Raw genomic sequence first — 18,057 nt, forward strand, 5'->3', positions numbered from 1 at the left:
AGGACCCCTTATATTACATTCAAGCTAAGTTGTGCACTAAAGAGTTTTGCCAACAACCACGGCCACGTCGGCCATACGGTTGGAGAAGCCCCACTCATTGTCATACCAACTCATGACAGAAACGAAGTTGCCGCCCATGACTTTGGTTTGATCGACAGCATAGTTTGATGAATGTGGGTCATGGTTGAAGTCGATAGAAACTTTCGCTTCTGTATCGTAGTCAAGCACGCCCTTTAGTTCGCCTTCAGACGCTGCTTTAACAACTGCGTTTACTTCTTCAACTGTTGTGTCGCGGGTTGCGATAAATTTCAAATCCACAACAGAAACATTTGGAGTTGGCACGCGAACTGACATGCCATCCAACTTGCCATTAAGTTCTGGCAGAACAAGACCAACAGCTTTTGCAGCGCCGGTTGATGTTGGGATCATGGACATTGCCGCAGCACGAGCGCGGTACAAGTCTTTGTGCATTGTGTCCAAAGTTGGCTGATCACCTGTGTATGAGTGAATGGTGTTCATCATACCTTTCTCAATGCCGATTTCGCGGTGCAGCACTTTAGCCAATGGTGCAAGGCAGTTTGTTGTGCATGAAGCGTTTGAAATCACTTTATGCTCAGCGGTGATATCTTCGTGGTTCACGCCATAAACAGTGGTGATGTCTGCATTTGCACCCGGTGCAGAAATCAATACGCGTTTCGCGCCAGCGTCCAAATGGAACTGAGCTTTATCACGGGCGGTGAAAATGCCGGTACATTCCATTGCAATGTCGATATCCAATTCGCCCCAAGGCAATTCTTTTGGATCGCGGATCGCAAAAACTTTCATTGGGCCACGGCCAACGTCGATTGTGTCGCCGTCAACGGTTACTGTGCCCGGGAATTTGCCGTGCACGCTGTCATAGCGGATCAAATGTGCGTTTGTTTCAACTGGACCAAGATCGTTGATTGCCACAACTTCAATGTCGGTGCGGCCTGATTCAACAATTGCGCGCAAGATATTGCGGCCAATGCGACCAAAACCGTTAATTGCTACCCGTACTGCCATTTATCATCTCCAAGGGGTGAGAGGAATTGAAGAAGGGGCGTAAATGCCCCCTCGAATTTTTTTCTAACTTTAAGTCGAGACTTTAAAGTTGAGACTTAGCGGCTTCAACCACGACTTTCGCCGTAATCCCAAAGTGCTCGAACAATTGAGCACCCGGAGCAGAAGCGCCGAATGTGGACATGCCGACAAATTTGCCAGTTTGGCCAATATATTTTTGCCAACCCATCTCAATGCCAGCTTCTACTGCCACGTAAGACTTCGCGTCACCAATAACTTCTTTGCGATATGAGGCGTCTTGGCCTTCAAACAATTCCATACATGGAACAGAAACAACACGAACACTGTGCTTGTCTTTTTCAAGCGCTTTAGCCGCGTCCATCGCAACGCCAACTTCTGAACCAGAAGCAAACAAAACAACTTCAGCATCATTGTCGCCATAAAGCGTGTATGCACCCTTTGCAGAGCGGTTTTCCTCGTCATAGCTTGTGCGCAATGCAGGCACACCTTGACGGGTCAATGCTAGAATTGAAGGCGTTTTCTTTTGGTTGAGCGAAAGTTCCCAACATTCCAAAGTCTCTGTCGCGTCCGCTGGGCGGAATACGTTGAGGTTTGGAATGGCACGCAACGCTGCCAAATGTTCAACGGGCTGGTGGGTTGGGCCATCTTCGCCCAAGCCGATAGAATCGTGGGTCATCACATAAGTTGTGCGGATCCCCATCAGCGCTGACAAGCGGATCGCAGGGCGGCAATAGTCGGTAAAGACCATGAATGTACCGCCATATGGTGCAAGGCCACCGTGCAACGCGATACCGTTCATCGCCGCTGCCATACCGTGCTCACGAATGCCGTAATAAACATACGAACCAGAACGATCATCTGCGGTAAAAGCAACTTGCTCGCCAGATTTTGTGTTGTTTGAACCTGTTAGGTCAGCAGAGCCGCCGAACATTTCTGGTGCGACGCCATTGATGACGTTCAATGCTTTTTGCGAAGCAACGCGTGTTGCCCATTTTGGCTTCTCTTCAGCGATTTCGCGCTTAAAGTCCGCCACGGCTTTTTTGAAACCTGTTGGCAATGCGCCACTTTCGCGGCGGTCGAATTCGCCTTTGAACTCTTTGCCTTTAGCTTCAAGGCGTTCTTCCCAAGCAGTGCGGTGCTTGGTTGAGCGCAGACCAGCCAAGCGCCATGCATCAACAACATCGTCAGGCAATTCAAATGGACCATGGGTCCAGCCAAGTGCTTTGCGTGCGCCCGTGATTTCTTCTTCGCCAAGCGGCGCGCCGTGAGCGGCTGAAGTGCCCGCTTTTGTTGGAGCACCAAAACCGATGACAGTTTTTGCCGCGATTAGCGTTGGCTTGTCGCTTTTTTGTGCTTCAAGCAAAATAGCTTCGATCGCGTCTTGGTCGTGACCATCAACACTTAGTGTGTTCCAGCCAGAAGCGCGGAAACGCGCATGTTGGTCTGTGCTGTCCGATAGTGAAACCGCGCCATCGATGGTGATATCGTTGTCGTCCCAAATCACGATCAATTTGTTCAGCTTTAAGTGACCCGCCAAAGCAATCGCTTCTTGGCTAATGCCTTCCATCAAACAACCGTCGCCTGCAATGGCGTAGGTATAGTGGTCAACAAGGTCAGAACCGTAATCGGCCGCAAGCTTTGCTTCAGCCATGGCCATACCAACAGCGTTGGCGATGCCTTGGCCAAGTGGGCCTGTGGTTGTTTCGATGCCGGAAGCGTGGCCATATTCTGGGTGGCCAGCGGTTTTTGCGCCCAATTGGCGGAAATTTTTGATGTCGTCCATCGACATGTCTTCATAGCCGAGCAAGTGCAGCGCGGAATAAAGCAACATGGAGCCGTGACCGGCTGACAGGATGAAACGATCCCGGTCTGGCCAATTTGGCGCCTTTGGATCAAATTTCATGATTTTTGTGAAAAGCACGGTGGCAATATCTGCGGCACCCATTGGCATGCCCGGATGTCCAATATTTGCTTTTTGCACTGCGTCCATAGTCAAAGCGCGAATAGCATTGGCCATTGCGCTGGTTTTGGCTTGATCGTTCATCAAAGTCCTGCCCGATTTGATTGACCCGATATTTCGGATTTATTGGCGACAATTGCTGGCGATGTCATATCAGGTCCGGTTTTTGAGTCAATTCCCTCATTTTCGCCAAATTTATTATGACTTGCTGGTTGCAATTGGGGTAACGGATCAGGTTATCTGCATATATAACAGAGAATCAAAATGAAGTTGGCGTTGGGGGAGCCTGCGCAAAGAGGGACGTCTGGCTGATTTTATGGGTGAAAAAAAGTACGATTTGCAAAGCGCTAACGCACGTTTGGACGACGCGCTTGACCGTTTGGAACTACAATTGCGCGATACAAGGCAGCAATTGGGTGCCGCTCAAGATTTGGAAGTCAAAGTACAACATTTGGCCAAAGAGCGTACGCGATTGGCTGATGAGTTGGAAAAAACAAGCTCTCGCGCCAGCGAAATCGAATCGTCGGCCAAGCAGGTTTCTGTGCGTATAATGGGCGCAATGGAAAAAGTTCAGCTTGCGTTGAACGGCGAAAATGAGGCCGGATAGACCATCATGGCAGAAATCAACGTTGAAATTGACGGTCGAAAATATCGGATGGCCTGTGAAGATGGGCAAGAAGGTCACGTCACTGACCTCGCGACCCGGTTTTCTAATTACGTAGAAGGCCTAAAGGGCGAATTTGGTGAAGCGGGCGACACCCGCCTGACGGTTATGGCCGCGCTTACCGTAATGGATGATCTGTCCGCCGCGCAAAAAGAACTGATGCATGCGAAGAACGCGCTGGATCAACTCGCCTTGAAATCAAACAAGCTGGTTGAAGAACGCGACGCGCTGGAAGAAGATTTTGCCAAGCAAATTGTGATGGTCTCGGAACGGGTTGAATTGCTCGTTGCCCAACTGGCCAATGCAACTCAATCAAACAAAACATCTTCGGACGCAGACTAGCGCACGCTAAACCGCCGGCGATATTGGCGCGGCGCTACGTTTCTTAGTCTTTTGAAATGCCGATTAAAGTTAGCGAGCGAATTGTAACCCACATTATGGGCTATGGTTTGTATAGGCGCGTTGCTCGTGGCCAATTGCGCGCTCGCGTCCCCAATCCGCAAATTGATCAAATAGTCGCTGATGGTTGTTTTCGTGTGTTTTTGAAACAGCCGATCCAACCCAGATAAGCTGAGCGCCGCAATGTTTGCCAATTCACTCATTCGCAAGGGCTGGTTGTAATGAGTGTGAATATGGTTGAGCACCCGATCCAACTGGGCGCTGGAATTGGGCCCGTGATTGAACACCTGACTTGTCGCCAGGGTTTGCATGTCATGATCTTCGCTTAAGATCAGCATGATTTCTAAGAAGCCAAGCATCGCGGTTTGCGGCGACTGAGCGAAAACACGTTCAAAAATTGGTCGCACTTTCTTGCTGGTTTCGGATGAAAACTGAATGCCATTTTGCATCTTGTCGGCAAATTTCAAGATGGGCCGCAGTTCGGGACTGGAGGCGGCAATTTGCTCGAGCCAATGTTTTTCGAACCAGATCACAAGGGCCGTAAACGGACGTTCTGGATCAATTCTGTCTTTGGCGACCCAGCTATGGGGCAAGTTAGCGCCGACCAGCACCAAGTCGCCATCTTTGAAATCTTCTGCGCTGTCGCCAATGAACCGTTGGCCGCTGCAATTGAGCGTGAGGGTCAGTTCAAGCTCTGGATGATGATGCCAAACAAAGGGAATGCCATGCTCTAATCGTCGATTAAGCTTGTAAATTGAACTGCCGGCTTGCCGGGGTACATGCTCTAATACTGGTTGCATATTTTGTTTTTTCTAGCAATGAACGCGAGAATAGTATCAGAATTTGCCGGAATTGCACAACATCTTTTAGTCTCGCCGCATACTCTATGGGTAAGAAATGAGGAGGGTGATGATGCAAGAAGCTGATGTAAATGATAGCCACGCGACCTATGCAGGCGACGTGCCGCTGCACAAAATCCAAAAGAAGTTGGATCTTCGGGTTTTGTCTCAAGAGGATTGGGAACATTGGACCACCAAAGGCTATGTGATTGTGCGCCAAGTCGTGCCCGCAAGCAATGTTGAGCGGTTGGTTGAACTGTTGTGGGCATTTGACGAGAAAGACCCTAACGATCCTTCAACTTGGTACGCGCCCCAGCGCCGTGAACACAAAATGAAAGAGCTCAATAATGCGGGCATGCTGGAGATTTATAATCACCAATATCTTTGGGATAACCGGATGGAAAAACGGGTCTATGATGTCTTTGTCGACATTTGGGATCGGGAAGACCTTTGGGTCGCCATTGACCGGGCCAATCTAAATCCGCCGAAAAAAGTCAAAGGCAACCCAAACGGATTTATCCATTGGGACGTTGATACCTCACTCGACCCGTTGCCCATTAGCGTGCAAGCCGTTTTGAGCCTCAAGAAACAAGATAGCGAAACAGGCGGGTTCCAATGTGTGCCCTACTTGTTTGAGCATTTTGACGAATGGAAGAAAACTCAACCTGCAGATCGTGACCCGAAGCACCCTGATATGGGCGGCATCGACATTGAAAATATCGATCTGGAACCCGGCGATTTGCTGATCTTTAACGCACTTCTGGCCCATGGCGTGCGCCCCAACCATTCCGACGATAAAGTGCGCATGGCGCAATATATCTCCATGTATCCAGCGGACTACGACAATGTTGAAGAGCGCGAAGAACGCATTCGTTTGTGGCGCGAACAAGATAGTCCCAAGCGCGATGCTTTCCCGGGAGATCCCCGCGAATGGGAAAAGAAAAACGCCAAGCAAGCCGTTCTAACTGAACATGGCGAAAAGCTGCTGGGCTTACGGCGCTGGTAGGCCAATACTTGGCCTGAATTGTACCACGCGGCGGGCTCAACGCCGCGTGGTACTTTGTGCAAGACTGTCCATCTTTGGGCCCGACACAAGATTTCCCTTTTAACCAGCCCTTTTTAGCACTATATGTGGCCTTCGCTGCCCGGTTCGTGCCGGATATTTTGCATTCCCGGGGCCTTAACAATCCTTTAGGGAGCTGTCCCTGTTTAAGCTCGTGGGTTTTTACATACGGCGCCCACCTACGTAAGTAGGTTCCCAGGATCAATACTATTCCGACGGCCAGGGCGGCACTTTAGTTTTCGGCTGCAAAGCCAGGCATTTGAATTTTGGGTTAGAAAGCCAAGCACGTTGAGCGCACCGACTGAACTTCAATTGAAAAAAGCCGCCTTGCGCGAGCTCGCGCATCAAAAACGCGCCGCCCTGTCTCAAAGCTATCGCAAAGAAGCCGCCATCAGCGCCGCTGAAACATTTGCTGCCGCCGTTCCAATTAAACAAGATCAGGTGATCTCCCTTTATTGGGGCATTCGCGACGAGTTGAGCACGGAGCCTTTGCTGATCCAATTGATGGATGAGGGCCACCAAGTGTGTTTGCCTGTTGTTTTAGGACGTGACGTACCGCTTGAATTTCGGCTTTGGCAGGAAGGTCAACCGCTCGCGCCGTCTGGTTTTGGTACACTTGCACCGCCGGAAGGCGCACCAGTTGTTGTGCCAGACGTGATGGTTTTGCCCATGCTTGGGTTTGATGCCAAGGGCAATCGTTTGGGCTATGGTGCCGGACATTATGACCGCACAATTGCTGGCATTGATAAGCCATTGCAACTGGTCGGCTATGCATTTGCCGCCCAAGAGGTGGACGAGATGCCCGCCGAGCCACATGACAAACCATTTGAAATGGTGGTCACCGAAGCCGGTGTGCGTCGGTTCGGAGCACACAGCTAAAATGCAATTTTGGTCTGCAAATGGCGATATTCTGCGCTTCCGGTACTCAAATATGTTGAATATTTTCCGTTCCGGTTCTCGAACCTCACCATTTTCAGCGCAAACTTGCACTCTATCTGTGCACTCAACGGAAACGGGAGCAAATTCGTGAGGATATTGTTTTTAGGCGACGTAATGGGCCGTTGTGGTCGTGAAGGTGTTGCGCGATATCTGCCTAATCTTCGGCGCGATTATCAATTCGACTTTGTCATCGTCAACGGCGAAAACGCCTCCCATGGCCGCGGCATTACCGAAAAGCACTATCGTGAATTGCTGGAAGCTGGCGCCGATGTGGTCACCCTTGGGGATCACGCTTTTGATCAACGCGAAACGCTCGGCGTTATTGCGCGCGAAGAAACGTTGCTGCGCCCTATCAATATGAGCAGTGCCGCACCGGGCCGTGGTTCGATGATGTATGAAAGCCAAGGCGGACAACGGGTTTTGGTGATCAACGCGCTAGGTCGCGTGTTCATGAACCCGATCAATGATCCATTCGCTGCAGTTGATGATGCGCTAAATGGTTGCCCAATGGGCGACGTAGCAGACGCTGCGATCGTCGACTTCCACGCCGAAGCGACATCTGAGATGCAAGGCATGGGCCATTTTTGCGATGGCCGCGCCTCATTGGTTGTCGGCACCCACACCCACATTCCAACCGCTGACCATCGTATCCTGTCTGGGGGCACTGCCATCATGTCCGACGCTGGCATGTGCGGCGATTATGACAGCGTGATCGGCATGCAAGCCGAAGAACCGGTCAACCGCTTCACCACCGGCATCCCCAAAGACCGCTTTACCCCCGCCGAGGGTAACCCAAGCGTTTGCGGCGTGGCGATTGAAACGAATGGCGCGGGCTTGTGCACATATGTTGCACCGGTTCGGGTCGGTGGAAGTATTTCTGAGGCGTTGCCATTTTAAGAACTAGCAGTATACCGTCGTTTTGATTATGGACTGAATGAAATTACATGTGTCTGCTTTGAGCTCTTTCAAGACATTCTCCAGCCATCCACTAAGAGGCGCACTCGGCTCATAGTGGACGTTGGCCAAGTTCACCAAATGTAACCGCTTTCATCCCCAAAGAAGACGCCAACCGAAATTATGCCGAGTCTAGAACGACAGGCCGAACAGAATTTTCAAAATTTGCTCTATTGTATTCCTGTAGGAGATAATATCCTGATCTGTAACACCGACTGTTGCCCGCTCGTGGATCAGTTTATTGCGCATTTGATAGTAGTGACTGACCTTAGTAAGCAAAGTGCCATTTATAGTAACTTTTGAAGTAACGTGCCCAATAACTTCATTTCGATTCTTAAAAATTTGGGCGATTTTTGCGTCAGTATATGTTGATCTAGGAAATAAGTCGTCTCGGTGGACGATAAATTCTTTGAGGGAAATCTCAAAGTTGCTGTCCAGGACAATCAGAGCTATTCGGTTTTTGGTATCAAATCTTTGTTTAACAATGATATCCACCGCTCCCATTGATTCGATCAACCCAAGAGTCCAAGGTTGAGCGTCAATAATGTGCTTGTTTTTTTGCAGAAGCGTCTCTATGCGATTTCTTCTTATTTGAGGCAACTCTGGTTGCACAACTTTGCTTGATGGACCAAGTTGCTCGGCATCTACCACTACGACCTCACCATCCGTCTTACTGAAAACTGAGGTGTCCCACTCATTCTTCAATCGACGCGACAACTTACTATAAAAACCCATTTGACTGACAATTGTGGGCCTAAGTTTCAGGAATACTGGGTGATCAAAGTTGATTTCACTTTTACTACTGTTCCATGGCATCGCACGCGCTGGCCCATTTATTTCCACAATTACCCTGGCAAGTGAAGCATCCGGGTGAGGAACTCCCGATTCTTGGGAATTATAATAGCCTACTTCCCTGTGTTTAACCTCCTTCATTATAAGCCTACCGTTGCAGTAAAAGTAGGCCCCGTAGTTCTCAGATTCTGGATCGCGATCTGATATAAGACCTCCAGTGATTGCGACTGAAACGTCACCGTCCACGCCCTCCATATCTATGTCCAGGCGAGCACGTCTTGGGGGAAAGCCATCCGGAAATGTCCAATTGGAAAACTCCAGAGGTTCAAGAGGAATGCCATTTAAAGATATCAAGCACCCTGCCTTGATGAAATTTGCATATATCTCTCCAATGCTCGTTCTGATGTTCGACACTTGTTCTTCTGTGAAAACTCTTCGAACCTCTGAAATGTGGATAATTGTTGTACCAGCTTCAAGATCGTCGATTTCATATAAAGGCATTTCCCAATATTCAGATTCAAGCCACTCCTTTGATACATCCAACTGATAGGACTTTCCATTTTTATGACGGGTTTTGATTTTGATGGTTTCGCCAAGCGCTACCCCAGCACGTTTGCTCCCAACACCAAATACGCCTATAACTTCATCAGCAGGGTCATTTCCGCTTCCACCCGGCGCAACAAGCAGTCTCAATTTCTCTTTGCTGACCCCGCCTGCATTGTCCTCCACGCTGATTATTTGTCTGGCATCATCCAACACAATCTCAATTTTTAGCTGATTTTGCCTTTCATCCATGGTCCAAAAGTCAATAGCATTGTCAATTAATTCACACAGTGCGGTTCGCAGACCATAATCACTGATTATCGACCAGAACATACGTTTGTCGGGTGTCCCATCAATCTTACCAATTTCGTCTTTCACAATGTGCACCCCTAAAAACGTAGTGTTTTTTGATAAAAAATTATCAGTACAATAATTGATGAAAGTCAAACTTGAAAATGGCGAAGTATTTGCGATTAAGAATTTGGAGGCATTTTCTATAAGTGCAAATGGCGTATTTGTTCTGTGGCTGCACAAAAATGGGCGTCGCGGAATAGGGTCATTAGTGCAAGTAACCACTACTATATTATGTGCATTGCGGACTAAATGTTGACAACAAACTCAGGAATTCATTTTTTCAAAATGCGTTTTAACGTCGGCAAAGCCGCCATCAGACAGAGCAATCTTTGCAAAAATCTATCCCCGCCCCGAATCCTCATGCCATAATAGGTGCACTTTTTCTTGAAGCCGTGCAGGGCATTGACGAATGTTGTGCGGCGAGGATGTGGAATGCGGTAAATACCCATTCTGCGCGTCATGCTCGGGCTTGACCCGAGTATCCAGGTCTGAATTTCAATTAGATCTAAGCGCTCCGGCTCTTGGATAGTCCGGCCTGGATCCCCGCTTTCGCGAGGATGACAGTGGAAGGACTACGGGCCGACCTTCCTCAAGGAAAAGGGGATGGCCGAACGGCAAGACGTTTGTCGTTCGCTTGTGAATTGACTTGTCCAGCCTGACACCGAAGGCAGCTTGGAAGTCGTTTGGCGGGAACTGTTTTCCGTCTGTGCCGGTTGGCACTCATCATAGGTCCTAGGTGACCAAACAGTTTTGATGGAACGCAGTGCAAGGGGATAAAAGGGTTCAGCACCCCGGGGCAGTTCAATTGATATGCAAAAGCCATTTGCGCGAGGCGTTTAACGTCTCATTACAAAAATACACATGACGAGACCTTAAACGCCTCGCGTTACTGCACTTTACTTTTTTTTAACTCCGCCGGAAATCCGCGCGGAGCCAAAAATGCTTCTTTGTGATTAGGTGCTGGATATCACTGTTCGTCAGTTTTTGACGGCTGATCTGTTTCAGTTTCGGGCAAAAAGTTGAGCAACCACAACAGCCACAAAAGGCTGCTCAGATGCCATGACGGGCCGATAGCTTGAAAGCTTTCAATGACCCCCGGCAATTGATAAATGCCGATAAAACCCAAAGCCCCCAAATACCAGTGTTCTTGTACTTTCATAATATCTATCCATTTAATAATTAGAACGTTCGTTCTATTAATTAGGTGTTCAGCGTTCAAAATTCAAGCAGTGCTGTTCAAAATGGTTGATTTAGCGCAAGGAGCATCAGCAAAGATCAGGTTAGAAAGCGCATGATGAGGCTTTATTTTCGTCAGGCGACACAATATAAGGTGCACAATCAGTTCAACCAGATGGGGGGATGACCGAAGACATGGCCGGCCATTCACAATTTAGCAACATTATGCACCGCAAGGGGCGTCAGGATAAACTGCGCTCCAAAATGTTTTCCAAGTTCTCGAAGGAAATCACGGTTGCCGCCAAAAGCGGTTTGCCCGATCCGGATATGAATCCGCGACTGCGTTTGGCGATTCAGAATGCCAAGTCGCAATCTATGCCCAAAGACAATATCGAACGGGCGATCAAAAAAGCTGTCGGTGGCGATGCGGATTCATATGATGAAATTCGTTATGAAGGTTACGGCCCGGGCGGCGTTGCGGTGATCGTCGAAACATTGACCGACAATAAAAACCGTACCGCTTCTACAGTGCGTTCAACTTTCTCCAAGAATGGCGGTGCATTGGGCGAAACGGGCTCAGTTGGTTTCATGTTCGATCGGGTTGGCGAAATCACTTATGACGCCGAAGTTGGCGACGCCGATACAATCATGGAAGCCGCGATTGAAGCTGGCGCTGAGGATTGTGAAACAGGCGAAATGGGTCACACCATCATCTGCGCATTTGAAGATTTGAGCGAAGTTTCCACAGCGCTGGAAAAAGCTTTGGGCGTGCCAAAATCGGTAAACCCGATTTGGAAGCCGCAGAACAATGTTCCAGTGGATGCTGATAAGGGCGCGACCCTCATGAAGCTCATTGAAACACTGGAAGAAGATGATGACGTTCAAAATGTTTATGCAAACTTTGAAATGTCAGACGAAGTAATGGCGCAACTTTCCGAGTAGCGCCGCTACTTGGGTAGCACCGCTACTCGGGTAACGCCCTTTTTCAAAGGGATTGATTGATGTTGGGCAAAGGGCTCAAAATAGCGATAAAAATGTTCAAGCTGACGCGTGCGGAACGTGCGTTGACGCTTGGCATTTTCTTGCTGTTTCAGGCCATGTTGCCCAGTTATGCGGGTGTGTTGTCCTCATGGTCAGGTGATGACCGTTTGGTCATTTGCACAGCCCATGGGCTGGTTGAAATCAGCAATCCCGACAAGCCCAAAGATGTAGCGGATGAGGGCACGATTTGTATCGTCGCCCATGCCGCCGCTGCTGATTTTGGCTTTGGTTCAGACCTGCCAATGGTCACCCTGCCCATGCTGGGGTCAACGCCTGTCGTTGCCGTTCAGCTGCAAGATGATCAACGCAAGCTTCATTACGCGCCACAATCCCCAAGGGCACCGCCTTTTATTTCCTCATAATTCAATCAACACAATGGTTTTGATGTGTTTGGCCACGCGCCAATGCATGAATTTAATAGGAAATAAAATGACTAAATCTATCTTTCAAACAGCACTCGCTGCTGCCACATTCTCTGCAGCTCTTTCAACTGGCGCTGCATTTGCGCACGCAACATTGGAAACGCAAACTGCGCAGGCAGACAACTATTTCAAAGTTGTTTTGCGGGTGCCACATGGCTGTGACGGCGCGGCAACAAATGATGTGATCATTGAATTGCCCGAAGGGTTCTACAATGCCAAACCGATGTCGCATCATGGTTTTGAAATGAATGTTGAACGCGGCGCATATGAGAAACCACTGACTTTGCATGGCAGAGAAAAGACAGAAGGCGTTCGTAAAGTCACTTGGTCTGGCGGGGTTGTTGAAGACTGGGCTTATGACGAGTTCGTCGTGTTTGGCCGCATTGGCAATGTTGAAGCTGGCGAAACGCTTTACTTCAAAACCACACAATTGTGCGGTGCGAGCGGCAAAGTCGCCTGGGATGAAATTCCAGTTGAAGGCGAGGATCGCCCAAGACACCCAGCACCGGCACTAAAGATTGTTGAAAATCCAAACGCCCATGCTGGACATCATGGGGCTGCCAAAAAAGCCGAAATGCCAATGTCAAAAATGGTGATGGCCGGCGATTTGCATATCGACAAAGCATGGACACGGGCAACACCAAACGGTGCGCCTGCAGGTGGTGCGTTCTTTACGATTACGAACAATGGCGACAAGGCTGATCGGTTGATGAGTGCATCTTCTGACGTTTCAAAGGTGGTTGAAGTTCACGAAATGAGCGTCACTGATGGGGTGATGAGGATGGCCCAACTGGTTGATGGTTTGGTGATTGAGCCGGGTGCTACGGTTGAACTTAAACCTGGCAGCTTTCATTTGATGATGATCGGTTTGCATGATGCGATCAACAAAGATCAGATGGTCAAAATCACGCTCGAGTTTGAGCATGCAGGCCAAGTCGATGTGATGTTCCCAGCCGCGCAAATGGGTGCGCCATCCATGGATCATTCCAAGCACTAAGGGCCAACAAATATTGTTGGCTGTACTTGCGTACAGAACAAGAACATGTTCAAAGAAGAGGTGCGGACAACTGCACCTCTTTTTATTGGGCGCGGCATATATGAGCAATTCCACAACACGCATTCTGGGTATTGATCCTGGCCTTCGCAATACCGGCTGGGGCATAATCGACCAGACTGGAAATAGGCTGTCCTATGTGGCCTCAGGCGTTGTGAAACCACCTATAAAAGATGAGTTGCCGCAAAGGCTGCTCGGCCTGTTTGAAGGCATCAAAGAACTGATTGCTCGCCATTCCCCGGACGAAGCGGCGGTGGAAGAAACATTTGTAAATGCGGGCCCCCGTTCGGCGCTGTTGCTTGGGCAAGCTCGCGGTGTTTGTTTGATGACACCGGCTGCATGCGGGTTGCGAGTTGGGGAATATTCAGCCAACAAGATTAAGAAGACAGTTGTTGGTGCTGGGCACGCGGATAAAAACCAAGTGCAATTGATGATCAATATTTTGATGCCGACCGCAAAGTTTGAAAGCGCCGATGCAGCTGACGCGTTGGCCATCGCCATCACCCATGCGCATCATCGCAAATCTATTCAACATAAGGCACAGGCATAGCTATGATCGGAAAACTCAAAGGTTTGGTCGACGCGCTGGACGATGACAAAGTGCTGATTGATGTGAACGGCATTTGCTATGTTTGTCACTGTTCCGGGCGCACTTTGGGCAACTTGCCCTCCATTGGCGAAGCGACCACTTTGTTCATTGAGACATATGTGCGGGAAGATCAGCTCAAGCTGTTCGGCTTCGGCACTCAGCCCGAAAAACAATGGTTTTTGCTGTTGATGACGGTGCAGGGGGTTGGCGCGAAAGTGGCGTTAGCGATTTTATCGACGCTTTCGATTCCTGAAATTTCAAGCGCCATCGCGCTGCAAGATAAAGCAATGGTTGGCCGCGCACCGGGGGTGGGTCCCAAGGTTGCCCAGCGGATTGTTACCGAGCTAAAAGGCAAAATTCCTGCCGGGGCCGCAATCGATCCGGGTGTTCAGGGCTTGCAAGAAGCAATTGGCGAGGGCGCGGCTTCATCCAACGTCGCCGATGCGGCATCAGCGCTCACCAATTTGGGCTATTCGCAAATGCAGGCCTCTGCGGTGCTGGCCAAAATCGTTGGCAAAGAAGGCAACGATGTTTCAACCGAAAAACTCATTCGCATGGGACTGAAGGAGTTGAGTTCTTGAGTAAAATCCTAAAATTTGACCCATCGAAAAAGCGCAAACCGGAGCCAGAACCGGAAAAGCCGAAGCCGCAAAACCAAACGATGATGTTCGTGTGGAAGAGCGCGATTATTGGCCCTATGGGCAGCGCGTTGTTATTGGTGGTGTTATTCAGTTTTTCAGATATTTGGAACGCGATTACCAATCCGTTTGTTGGCGGCTATTGGTTGCAATTGGGTCGGGCATTTGGCTTTGCGGCGATTTTAGGATTGTTGGCCACGGGCTTTAGTTTGGCATTCCTTGCGCCATATGGCTTTGCGGTTGGTCGCGGAGCATTTTTGTCGCAATCGGGATTTGTGCGTCGGGCGATGATGGCGGGTGGTGCATTTGGCGTGGTTGCAGTATTGGCGCTGAATGTGGTGGTTGGTACATTTGTGTCGTCACAAGGGCTTGATTATAGCTCGCCAGATTTTTACGTCGGGCTTGGCGCAGGTGCACTTGCTGGGCTTTTGATCGCGTTCATCTGGGCGCATGTCTGTTGGATGCTGTTGCCCAGAACCAGTTCAAATAAACCGACGAACGGTGCAGGCACATTATGACGGACATTACCGACAGCACGATTGGCCGGGATGGCGAAGTGGATGTCAGCTTGCGTCCGTCCCTGTTCGACGATTTTGTGGGGCAGGAAAAAGCGCGCGGTAATTTGCAGGTATTCATTGACGCTGCGAAAAAACGCGGGTCAGCGCTGGACCATGTTTTGTTTGTTGGGCCTCCAGGTCTGGGTAAAACAACTTTAGCGCAGATTGTCGCCAAAGAGTTGGGCGTGGGCTTTCGCGCAACGTCTGGTCCGGTGATCACAAAGGCCGGGGATTTGGCGGCGTTGCTGACCAATCTTGAAGAACGCGATGTGCTGTTCATCGATGAAATTCATCGCCTCAACCCGCAAGTTGAGGAAGTGCTTTACCCGGCGATGGAAGATTTTCAACTCGATCTGATTATCGGCGAAGGCCCCGCCGCCCGGTCGGTGCGGATTGATTTGGCCAAGTTCACGCTGGTTGCAGCGACCACCCGCGCTGGGTTGTTGACGACGCCGCTCAGGGATCGTTTTGGAATTCCGGTACGGTTGCAATTCTATACACCCGAAGAATTGGTGAAAATCGTTCAACGTGGTGCCCGTTTGATGGGTGTTGGCATGACCCAAGATGGCGCGATGGAAATTGCCCGCCGCTCTCGGGGTACACCAAGGATTGCAGGCCGATTGCTGCGGCGGGTTGCGGACTTTGCGCAAGTTGATGATGTGGAACAAATCAATGCAGCAGTTGCGGACAAAGCGCTTGGTCGCTTGGACGTAGACAAAAAAGGCTTAGACCAAGTCGATCGGCGCTATTTGGGCACCATCGCGACGAACTATAGCGGCGGACCTGTCGGCATTGAAACGATTGCCGCCGCACTGTCGGAGCCCCGCGACGCGGTCGAAGAAATCATTGAGCCGTACCTTATTCAACAAGGCTTTATTCAACGCACACCGCGTGGCCGCATGCTAACGGCAATGGCGTTTCAGCATATGGACATGGGCGTTCCCCAAGGATTTCTGGGCGTACAAGCAAGCTTATTTGAAGAAGAACAGGTCGAAGATGAGTAATCTAACATTTGACGAGGGCAACCTTCGGGTCAATGTGCGATGCGCTGCGATAATTCGGCATGAGGGCCATGTGCTCGTGTGTCGGGAAAATGATGACGACTTTGTGTGTCTGCCCGGTGGTCGCGTGCAGCGGGGCGAAAGCTCTTTGCAGGCACTGCATCGTGAAATGGATGAAGAGTTAAGTGCGAAAGCCGAAAATCCGCAGCTTCGATATATTATCGAGAATTTCTTCTCGCGTTACGGCAAAAAATATCATGAGTTCGGCTTTTATTATGAAGTTGAACCGCCAGCGCATATCCCTTTCAACTTTGGCGAAATCTGCGCGACGGGTGAAGATGACGGCACAATATTGAGTTTTGAGTGGGCGCCGTTTAGCCCTGAAGGCTTGGCCTATATGAACCTCCATCCCCAATCGATGCGCACCCGATTGGTCGACTTGCCTGATACTTTTTTGCACCAAACAGTTGTTGATGCGGACTATTGAGAGATGGGTATCGACCTTACATTCAAAGCTGATGGACACGTGTTTAACGCGCGTGCAGCGGCGATTATCAAGCATGAAGATTATCTACTTTGTGCGCAGGAAGTTGAATTGGATTTTGTCTATCTGCCCGGCGGTCGCATAAAACGTGGTGAAACCAGCGCACAGACCTTTAGCCGCGAAATGGGTGAAGAGTTGGACTTGGATATTGCCGTTCAACGACCCTTGATCATTTCAGAGAGCTTTTATGACGGAATAGACGGGCGATATCACGAGTATTCGTTTTATTACCTCATTGATAAACCCAACTCTCTTCGATTTGCACCAGATGAAGTCTGTCACGTTCATCGTGAAGGTGACAAAGAAGTGAGCCACAAATGGGTGCGATGTACTGCAGATGGATTGTCTGCAGCGCAGGTTGAACCACGTCAAATCCATCATCATTTGGTTGATCTACCCAAAGCGCCAGTTCATGTTACCATCAGCGAATGACGCTTATGTTTGGGAGGACAAGATGAAAAAGCTATTTTTGGCATTGGCGATATTGGTGGGGCTTGTGCCCAGCGGCGCTGTTGCGCAAGACATGTCAGGGGTTCCGGATGTGTCGATGTTCAAAATGATGGTTGATGCAAATAAGCAATCTGGTTGGGTGGCGTTTCGTGAATATGATGGTCAGCAGCTGATCTACTTCACGGCTCTTGTGACCTCACGCTGTCGGCTTAAGGAAATTCGATATTCTGTAAACTCGGATGCGCTGGACCAGCAGTTTCCACTTGCGCCCTGTATTCCAGATTCTCCATTTTCTATTCCGAGTGATGCGGGGCTAGATGCCATTGCGATTGGCTTGCCGCCTCAAACTGCGAAAACAGTTTCCGTGCAAGTTGTGTTTGAAGATGACGTCGAAACAGATGTGATGACTTATCGCCCTTGTGAAGGCGTGGGTGACAGTACATGCGCAAAGGCAGTAAACTAGGTTGAATAATCAGCAATTTACATTTGGCGGTGAAGTCACCAATGATGGTGCGCATCTTTTTCCGGTGCGCATCTATTATGAAGACACGGATTTTTCCGGCAATGTTTATCACGCGGCCTATCTGAAGTTTTTCGAGCGGGCGCGCACGGAGTTTTTGCGTGCCTACGGCGTGCATCACCAGAAATTATTCGAAACCGAGGGGATCGCCTTTGCGGTGCGCTCCTTGAATATTGATTATATCCGCGCCGCTCATATTGATGATCTGTTGGAAGTCACAACTTCAGTGATCGAGCTCAAGGGGTCCCAAATGAAGCTCACTCAGATTTTGCGGCGGGATGGGGAAACCATCACGAAGGCTGAGGTGAGCGCTGTGGCGATCAATGCAAAGGGCCGACCAACACGGCTGCCACAAAATTTGAGAGATCGATTGGGCGGCGCATAATTGCTTGCTCGCCATTTTCGTTCATCTTAAATTCAGCAACGCTTTATTAACCATAAAATTACCGGATCAGCCTATGGGTCGCATATTGGGATTTTGCAGGTGGATTAAGCA

21 protein-coding genes and 1 other RNA gene are annotated in these 18,057 nt (G+C 49.6%); 17 read left to right on the forward strand and 5 right to left on the reverse strand.

The window, feature by feature from the left end; genetic code table 11:
• Nucleotides 1-36: 36 nt before the first annotated feature.
• Together gap and tkt are read right to left on the reverse strand one after the other, a co-directional pair.
• Nucleotides 37-1,044, reverse strand: coding sequence for a type I glyceraldehyde-3-phosphate dehydrogenase (gene gap, locus AC2D8L_RS14515; RefSeq protein ID WP_484686190.1), 1,008 nt, complete (start codon nt 1,042-1,044; stop codon nt 37-39).
• 82 nt (nt 1,045-1,126) lie between these two features.
• A complete protein-coding gene (gene tkt, locus AC2D8L_RS14520) occupies nt 1,127-3,106 on the reverse strand; it encodes a transketolase (protein WP_484686191.1) in 1,980 nt (659 codons plus the stop codon).
• Between the two features lie 232 nt (nt 3,107-3,338).
• Here tkt and AC2D8L_RS14525 point away from each other — a divergent pair, with 232 nt between their 5' ends.
• The gene (locus AC2D8L_RS14525; RefSeq protein WP_484686192.1) at nt 3,339-3,629 is read left to right on the forward strand and encodes a DUF4164 family protein; all 291 of its coding nucleotides are present in this window, start codon (nt 3,339-3,341) and stop codon (nt 3,627-3,629) included.
• Nucleotides 3,630-3,635: 6 nt separating this feature from the next.
• Entirely contained in the window at nt 3,636-4,028 is a 393-nt protein-coding gene (locus AC2D8L_RS14530; protein ID WP_484686193.1) for a cell division protein ZapA, read from the forward strand.
• Here the strand turns inward: AC2D8L_RS14530 and AC2D8L_RS14535 are convergent.
• Complete coding sequence (locus AC2D8L_RS14535) at nt 4,025-4,885, reverse strand: helix-turn-helix domain-containing protein (protein ID WP_484686194.1); 861 nt, start codon at nt 4,883-4,885, stop codon at nt 4,025-4,027. The two genes, AC2D8L_RS14530 and AC2D8L_RS14535, sit on opposite strands and share 4 nt — an antisense overlap.
• Before the next feature lie 112 nt (nt 4,886-4,997).
• Between AC2D8L_RS14535 and AC2D8L_RS14540 the strand changes: the two genes are divergently transcribed.
• The 4 genes from AC2D8L_RS14540 to AC2D8L_RS14555 all read left to right on the forward strand — a co-directional run bounded on the left by AC2D8L_RS14540 (nt 4,998) and on the right by AC2D8L_RS14555 (nt 7,823).
• The gene (locus tag AC2D8L_RS14540) at nt 4,998-5,930 is read left to right on the forward strand and encodes a phytanoyl-CoA dioxygenase family protein (protein WP_484686195.1); all 933 of its coding nucleotides are present in this window, start codon (nt 4,998-5,000) and stop codon (nt 5,928-5,930) included.
• Between the two features lie 129 nt (nt 5,931-6,059).
• A non-coding RNA gene (ssrS, locus tag AC2D8L_RS14545) (6S RNA) lies at nt 6,060-6,222 on the forward strand.
• A gap of 53 nt (nt 6,223-6,275) precedes the next feature.
• Nucleotides 6,276-6,866: a 5-formyltetrahydrofolate cyclo-ligase gene (locus tag AC2D8L_RS14550; RefSeq protein WP_484686196.1), complete on the forward strand. Its 591-nt coding sequence runs from the start codon at nt 6,276-6,278 to the stop codon at nt 6,864-6,866.
• Nucleotides 6,867-7,013: 147 nt separating this feature from the next.
• On the forward strand, nt 7,014-7,823 hold the full coding sequence (locus AC2D8L_RS14555; RefSeq protein WP_484686197.1) for a TIGR00282 family metallophosphoesterase: 810 nt from the start codon (nt 7,014-7,016) through the stop codon (nt 7,821-7,823).
• 189 nt (nt 7,824-8,012) lie between these two features.
• Here AC2D8L_RS14555 and AC2D8L_RS14560 read toward each other — a convergent pair whose 3' ends face one another.
• Complete coding sequence (locus AC2D8L_RS14560) at nt 8,013-9,593, reverse strand: ATP-binding protein (RefSeq protein WP_484686198.1); 1,581 nt, start codon at nt 9,591-9,593, stop codon at nt 8,013-8,015.
• Nucleotides 9,594-10,536: 943 nt separating this feature from the next.
• Entirely contained in the window at nt 10,537-10,728 is a 192-nt protein-coding gene (locus AC2D8L_RS14565; protein ID WP_484686199.1) for a hypothetical protein, read from the reverse strand.
• Between the two features lie 212 nt (nt 10,729-10,940).
• Here AC2D8L_RS14565 and AC2D8L_RS14570 point away from each other — a divergent pair, with 212 nt between their 5' ends.
• The 11 genes from AC2D8L_RS14570 (at nt 10,941) to ybgC (ending at nt 17,946) form a co-directional block, all read left to right on the forward strand.
• Nucleotides 10,941-11,687 (forward strand): YebC/PmpR family DNA-binding transcriptional regulator, encoded by a 747-nt coding sequence (locus tag AC2D8L_RS14570; RefSeq protein ID WP_484686410.1) that lies wholly within the window; start codon nt 10,941-10,943, stop codon nt 11,685-11,687.
• 59 nt (nt 11,688-11,746) lie between these two features.
• Nucleotides 11,747-12,148 (forward strand): hypothetical protein, encoded by a 402-nt coding sequence (locus AC2D8L_RS14575; protein ID WP_484686200.1) that lies wholly within the window; start codon nt 11,747-11,749, stop codon nt 12,146-12,148.
• A gap of 67 nt (nt 12,149-12,215) precedes the next feature.
• Nucleotides 12,216-13,205, forward strand: a complete 990-nt coding sequence (locus AC2D8L_RS14580) for a DUF1775 domain-containing protein (RefSeq protein ID WP_484686201.1) — start codon at nt 12,216-12,218, stop codon at nt 13,203-13,205.
• Nucleotides 13,206-13,305: 100 nt separating this feature from the next.
• Nucleotides 13,306-13,812, forward strand: a complete 507-nt coding sequence (ruvC, locus tag AC2D8L_RS14585) for a crossover junction endodeoxyribonuclease RuvC (protein WP_484686202.1) — start codon at nt 13,306-13,308, stop codon at nt 13,810-13,812.
• A 2-nt stretch (nt 13,813-13,814) separates the two neighbouring features.
• Nucleotides 13,815-14,432, forward strand: a complete 618-nt coding sequence (gene ruvA, locus AC2D8L_RS14590) for a Holliday junction branch migration protein RuvA (protein ID WP_484686203.1) — start codon at nt 13,815-13,817, stop codon at nt 14,430-14,432.
• Entirely contained in the window at nt 14,429-15,007 is a 579-nt protein-coding gene (locus AC2D8L_RS14595; RefSeq protein WP_484686204.1) for a hypothetical protein, read from the forward strand. Before ruvA ends, AC2D8L_RS14595 begins: the two co-directional genes overlap by 4 nt.
• Nucleotides 15,004-16,050: a Holliday junction branch migration DNA helicase RuvB gene (ruvB, locus tag AC2D8L_RS14600; RefSeq protein ID WP_484686205.1), complete on the forward strand. Its 1,047-nt coding sequence runs from the start codon at nt 15,004-15,006 to the stop codon at nt 16,048-16,050. The genes AC2D8L_RS14595 and ruvB overlap by 4 nt, the downstream gene beginning before the upstream one ends.
• Nucleotides 16,043-16,534, forward strand: coding sequence for an NUDIX hydrolase (locus AC2D8L_RS14605; protein ID WP_484686206.1), 492 nt, complete (start codon nt 16,043-16,045; stop codon nt 16,532-16,534). The genes ruvB and AC2D8L_RS14605 overlap by 8 nt, the downstream gene beginning before the upstream one ends.
• A gap of 3 nt (nt 16,535-16,537) precedes the next feature.
• On the forward strand, nt 16,538-17,023 hold the full coding sequence (locus AC2D8L_RS14610; RefSeq protein WP_484686207.1) for an NUDIX hydrolase: 486 nt from the start codon (nt 16,538-16,540) through the stop codon (nt 17,021-17,023).
• Nucleotides 17,024-17,045: 22 nt separating this feature from the next.
• Entirely contained in the window at nt 17,046-17,504 is a 459-nt protein-coding gene (locus tag AC2D8L_RS14615) for a hypothetical protein (RefSeq protein WP_484686208.1), read from the forward strand.
• A 1-nt stretch (nt 17,505) separates the two neighbouring features.
• Entirely contained in the window at nt 17,506-17,946 is a 441-nt protein-coding gene (gene ybgC / locus AC2D8L_RS14620; RefSeq protein WP_484686209.1) for a tol-pal system-associated acyl-CoA thioesterase, read from the forward strand.
• Nucleotides 17,947-18,057 lie beyond the last annotated feature (111 nt).

Source organism: Maritalea sp. YIW29 (assembly GCF_057219265.1).

Excerpts from the sequence above, each read along its gene's own strand:
- gap (WP_484686190.1), bottom strand. The coding sequence starts at position 1,044 with ATGGCAGTACGGGTAGCAATTAACGGTTTTGGTCGCATTGGCCGCAAT.
- tkt (WP_484686191.1), bottom strand. The coding sequence starts at position 3,106 with ATGAACGATCAAGCCAAAACCAGCGCAATGGCCAATGCTATTCGCGCT.
- AC2D8L_RS14525 (WP_484686192.1), top strand. The coding sequence starts at position 3,339 with ATGGGTGAAAAAAAGTACGATTTGCAAAGCGCTAACGCACGTTTGGAC.
- AC2D8L_RS14530 (WP_484686193.1), top strand. The coding sequence starts at position 3,636 with ATGGCAGAAATCAACGTTGAAATTGACGGTCGAAAATATCGGATGGCC.
- AC2D8L_RS14535 (WP_484686194.1), bottom strand. The coding sequence starts at position 4,885 with ATGCAACCAGTATTAGAGCATGTACCCCGGCAAGCCGGCAGTTCAATT.
- AC2D8L_RS14540 (WP_484686195.1), top strand. The coding sequence starts at position 4,998 with ATGCAAGAAGCTGATGTAAATGATAGCCACGCGACCTATGCAGGCGAC.
- AC2D8L_RS14565 (WP_484686199.1), bottom strand. The coding sequence starts at position 10,728 with ATGAAAGTACAAGAACACTGGTATTTGGGGGCTTTGGGTTTTATCGGC.
- AC2D8L_RS14570 (WP_484686410.1), top strand. The coding sequence starts at position 10,941 with ATGGCCGGCCATTCACAATTTAGCAACATTATGCACCGCAAGGGGCGT.
- AC2D8L_RS14575 (WP_484686200.1), top strand. The coding sequence starts at position 11,747 with ATGTTGGGCAAAGGGCTCAAAATAGCGATAAAAATGTTCAAGCTGACG.
- AC2D8L_RS14580 (WP_484686201.1), top strand. The coding sequence starts at position 12,216 with ATGACTAAATCTATCTTTCAAACAGCACTCGCTGCTGCCACATTCTCT.
- ruvC (WP_484686202.1), top strand. The coding sequence starts at position 13,306 with ATGAGCAATTCCACAACACGCATTCTGGGTATTGATCCTGGCCTTCGC.
- ruvA (WP_484686203.1), top strand. The coding sequence starts at position 13,815 with ATGATCGGAAAACTCAAAGGTTTGGTCGACGCGCTGGACGATGACAAA.
- ruvB (WP_484686205.1), top strand. The coding sequence starts at position 15,004 with ATGACGGACATTACCGACAGCACGATTGGCCGGGATGGCGAAGTGGAT.
- AC2D8L_RS14605 (WP_484686206.1), top strand. The coding sequence starts at position 16,043 with ATGAGTAATCTAACATTTGACGAGGGCAACCTTCGGGTCAATGTGCGA.
- AC2D8L_RS14610 (WP_484686207.1), top strand. The coding sequence starts at position 16,538 with ATGGGTATCGACCTTACATTCAAAGCTGATGGACACGTGTTTAACGCG.
- AC2D8L_RS14615 (WP_484686208.1), top strand. The coding sequence starts at position 17,046 with ATGAAAAAGCTATTTTTGGCATTGGCGATATTGGTGGGGCTTGTGCCC.